Consider the following 4,579-nt stretch of genomic DNA (forward strand, 5'->3'; position numbering starts at 1 on the left):
TCGTCGGCTTCCCGCCGCGAACAGAGCCCGAGCTCGGACATGCGCTTGGAGAGGCGCATCGCGCCGTCGGCAGCCGCATCGGATTCGTCCGACTTGCGATGCGGCCGACGCTCGTCGACCCGCTGGCCAGCGCCGGGTGATCGCCGAGCGTTATGTGTCTCGCGATCGTCGCGTGCTGGTCCTGTGCGGTGCGATTGCGGTTTACCCAGCGATGGACGGTCGCCGCGGGGCTGCCGATCGTCGCGTGCAGATTCATCGCGGCGAGCTCGCGGATTGCCGAACGATGGACGGTCGCCGCGGGGCTGCCGATCGTCGCGTGCAGATTCATCGCGGCGAGCTCGCGGGTTGCTGAACGATGGACGGTCGCCGCGGGGCTGCCGATCATCGCGTGCTGATTCATCGCGGCGAGCTCGCGGGTTGCCGAACGATGGGCGGTCTCCGTTACGCTCGACGCGCGGCGACCGTTCCGTCTGCGGCTGCCGTGGGTCAAGCCGCTTGCGTTCACCGCCTGGCGCACGTACACCGTCCTCGCCATTCAGGCGTTTGGCCGGTGCGTCGTCGCGTCGGCGGGGCGCACGTGGTGCCGCCGTCGTCGTCGCGTCCTGGCGCCCAGAGCCGGCGGGGCGGGTCGGTTTGCGTGCAGACGAGCTGCCCGCACGCACGGGAGCGCGATCCGGGGCAGCCGGTCGCGGATGTTTGGCTGTCAGTTTGACGCGCATACAATCTCGAAAAAAATTACGCCGCCCGCAGCCATGCACGCCCATAGCGTGGTGGTCGCAAGCGGCTGGCTACAGATGAATTCCGCTGAATCGGTGAACGCTCGCGCTCATACCGCGATCGCATGCAGCAGTTCGGTCTCCAGTTGAATTTGCAGCCGATTGTCCGACAATCCTCGCCCGTCGAGCAGGAAGACGTCCTCGACGCGCTCGCCGAGCGTATTGATACGCGCGGAATGCACGCCGACCCGACGCTCCGCGAGCACCCGGGCGATGGCGTAGAGCAAGCCGAGTCGGTCGTTTGCCGAGATCGACAGGATGTAGTACTGGCCCCGCTCGTCCGCACGCAGGTCAACGCGCGGTGTGATCGGAAATGCGCGCGAAAGCCGCGAAAGGCGCCCTTTCGAAGGCTCCGGTAGCGGCGCATCGGCCGACAGCCATGCGCAGAGCTGTTGCTCGACGAGGTTGGCGATGTCGCGGTAGTGCAGGTCTTGCTCCGGATGCGCCACGATAAAGTTGTCGAGCGCATACCCGTGACGCGTCGTGTTGATGCGCGCGTCGAGCACCGAGAGACCATTGCGCTCGAAGTAGGCACAGATACCGGCAAAGAGGTCCGGCCGATCAGGCACGTACACGAGCACCTGCAACGCTTCGCCGATTGGCGATGGCCGAGCGCGAACGATCGGCGCTTCTTCACGTACGTGGCGATAAAGCACGCGGGTCTGCCAGGCGATGTCGGCGGCGTCGTGACGCAGGAAATAGCCGACGTCGAGCTGCTCCCAAAGCGCACAGTGCGCACGCTCGGGCACGGTTTCAAGGCGCAGCAGCGCGATCGCTTCCTCCTGGCGCACCTTGAGCTCCGAATGCTCGTCGGGGCGCGCGCCACCGAGTACGGCCAGCGTTACGCGGTAAAGATCCTCGAGCAGCTTGCCCTTCCAGGTATTCCAGACCTTTGGGCTGGTCCCACGAATATCGGCCACAGTCAACAGATACAGCGCAGTCAGCCGCCGCTCGTTGCCGACGAGCTCGGCAAACTGCTGGATGATGGCCGGGTCAGTCGTATCCTGTTTTTGCGCGACCTGGCTCATCGTCAGGTGATGGCGCACCAGCCACACGACGAGCGCGGTATCGTCGGCAGACATGCCGTGGTCCTGGCAAAAACGTCGCGCGTCGGCCATGCCGAGCGTTGAGTGGTCCCCGCCGCGGCCTTTCGCGATGTCATGAAACAGCGCGGCGACGCAGAGCACCCAATTTCGCTCGAAGTTGCCCATCAACTGAGTGCAGAACGGATATTCGTGCGCGTGGACGGGCAGCGCGAAGCGGCGCATGTTGCGCAGCACCATCAAGATGTGCTGGTCGACCGTATAGACGTGATAGAGATCGTGCTGCATTTGCCCGACGATGCGCCGAAAGCTGAGCAGGTAGCGCCCGAGCACGCTCGTCTGGTTCATAAGCCGCAAAGCATGGGTGATGCCTCGCGGTTGCTTCAGGATCTCCATGAAGAGACGTCGATTCTCCGGATCCTTGCGCCAGCGCGAGTCCATGATGTCTCTCGCGTTGTAGAGCGCCCGCAACGTGCGTGCCGACAAGCCCTTGACCCCCGGCGTGACCTCATAGAGCAGGAATGCCTCGAGAATTGCGGAGGGCACCCGTTCGAAGACATCGTCGCTGGCAATCTCGATCATGCCCTGTTTTTCGACGAAGCGATCGGACAACACACGCGTGACCCCGCTCGTGCGTGGAAATAGCTGCGCTTCGATGTTCTGGATCAGGATCGTTGCGAGCTGGGTGACGGCTTTGGCCGCCCAATAATACCGGCGCATCAACTGCTCGCTGGCGCGGCGAGCGGCTGTGGCCTGGTAGCCAAAGCTTTCGGCGGCTGCGGTTTGCAAGTCGAACACCAGCATATCCTGGCGTCGCCCCGCAATGACATGCAACCGGGCGCGCACCGTCTTCAAAAAGGCTTCGTTGCGGCGTAGCTCGCGTGCTTCGCGCGGCGTGATCAATCCGCGTTCGTCGAGCTCGCGCCAACTGCTGCCGAACCCTGCTGCACGTGCAATCCAGAGGATTTGCTGGAGATCGCGCAGCCCACCCGGACTTTCCTTGACGTTGGGCTCGAGGCTGTACGGCGAATCCTGAAATTTGGCGTGTCGCTGGCGCATCTCAAGCAGCTTGGCCTGAAAAAATGCGCGTGCATCGAACGTTTCGTTCAACTGCAGCGTGAAACGCTGGAAGAGCGTCGTGCTGCCGACGATGCGTCGAGCCTCGATCAGCGAGGTGCGTACCGTAACGTCCCGCTCCGCCTCGTCGATGCATTCGTTCACGGTGCGTACGCTGCTGCCGATCTCGAGCCCGAGATCCCAGGCCAGTCCGATGAAACGCTCGATTTGCGCTTCAAGTGCCGGCTCAGGCGGTTCGGGCAGCAACACCAGGATGTCGATGTCCGAGAATGGCGCGAGTTCTCCGCGACCATATCCGCCGACGGCAACGAGCACAAGCGAGGCGGGCATCTCGCAGCCGAGCCAGGCACGGCGTAAGGCATCGTCGGTGACGCGGGCGAGCGAGCGCATCGCTGCGTCGACGTTGCTCGCGGTCTTAAAGCGTGCGAGCAGGGCGGTTTTCGCGTCGCGGTAATCCGCTTTGAGCGACATGGGATCGGGCAGGGCGGCAGGAACGCTCATGATGGCAACTCGGTTGCGTCTGGCTACTAACGAAGCGGACGGAGCCTTTGGGCTTCGGGGCGGCACAGGGCCCGCGAGTGCTCGCGGGGGTGGTGCGTGCTAAAGACGGCTTCGGTCTGAGTCGAGAGCCGCGCACGGATTGCGGCTCCGATCAGACTTGCCGTCGGCGCGCGGCGGGACTTCGATATCGGGGCTTCCAGCGGATTGCATTTCGTCCTCGATGGCATAGGCGGCCCCGCGGGCACTGTCGATCAATCGCGATGCAATTGGCGAGCCGTTGAAACGTTCAGGCGGCGACCGGCAAGCTTGGCCGCTCGGGCGTTCCGGCCGAGACGGTCAGCACGTCGAAGCCTGATTCCGTCACGAGGACCGTATGTTCCCACTGCGCGGACAGACTGCGATCGCGCGTCTTGACCGTCCACTGATCCGGCATGGTGCGGATTTCGCGGCGGCCGGCGTTGATCATCGGCTCAATGGTGAAGATCATGCCCGGCCGCAGTTCCAAACCGGTGCCAGGGCGGCCGTAATGGAGAATTTGCGGATCTTCGTGGAAGACCGTGCCGATTCCGTGGCCGCAGTACTCGCGCACCACACTATAGCCGTGCTCTTCGGCGTGCCGCTGAATCGCGTGGCCGATGTCGCCGAGCCGCGCGCCGGGGCGTACCTGATTGATGCCGAGCCACATGCATTCGTAGGTGGCTTGCACGAGGCGCTTGGCGAGAATCGAGCCTTCGCCCGCGATGAACATGCGGCTCGTGTCGCCGAAGTAGCCGTCCTTGATCACGGTGATGTCGATGTTGAGCGCATCACCGCTCTTGACGACCTTGTCGCCCGGAATACCGTGACAGATCACGTCGTTGACCGAAATGCAGGTGGCTTTGGGGTACGGCGGGTACCCGGGCGGCTGATAGTTGAGCGGCGCCGCGATCGTGCCCTGCACGTCGGTCATGTAGTTGTGACAGAGCCGGTCGAGCTCGCCCGTGGTCACCCCCGGCTGGACGAACGGCGTGATGTAATCGAGCACTTCGCTTGCGAGGCGGCACGCGACGCGCATCTTCGCGATGTCGTCTTCGTTTTTGATCGTGATAGCCATGGATAACGGGCCTGAAAATGGATTTTGCGATTATCGCATCATATGAGGCCGTCGGCAGCGGCGGATGGGGCGCCGGCACTACGTTTGGC

Annotated in this window: 3 protein-coding genes; all 3 read right to left on the reverse strand. The window is 63.7% G+C overall.

Features of this window, described 5'->3' with window-relative positions; translation table 11 throughout:
* Positions 1-400, reverse strand: a 400-nt coding sequence (locus VL598_RS03345) for a hypothetical protein (protein ID WP_325325284.1), incomplete at its 3' end; no start/stop codon positions are given.
* A gap of 426 nt (positions 401-826) precedes the next feature.
* Positions 827-3,397 carry a [protein-PII] uridylyltransferase gene (locus VL598_RS03350; RefSeq protein ID WP_325325285.1) on the reverse strand — a complete coding sequence of 857 codons (2,571 nt, stop codon included), beginning with the start codon at positions 3,395-3,397 and terminating at the stop codon, positions 827-829.
* A 286-nt stretch (positions 3,398-3,683) separates the two neighbouring features.
* Positions 3,684-4,490: a type I methionyl aminopeptidase gene (gene map, locus VL598_RS03355; protein WP_325325286.1), complete on the reverse strand. Its 807-nt coding sequence runs from the start codon at positions 4,488-4,490 to the stop codon at positions 3,684-3,686.
* Positions 4,491-4,579: the final 89 nt, after the last annotated feature.

The organism is Trinickia sp. (genome assembly GCF_035492435.1).
Lineage (GTDB): Bacteria > Pseudomonadota > Gammaproteobacteria > Burkholderiales > Burkholderiaceae > Trinickia.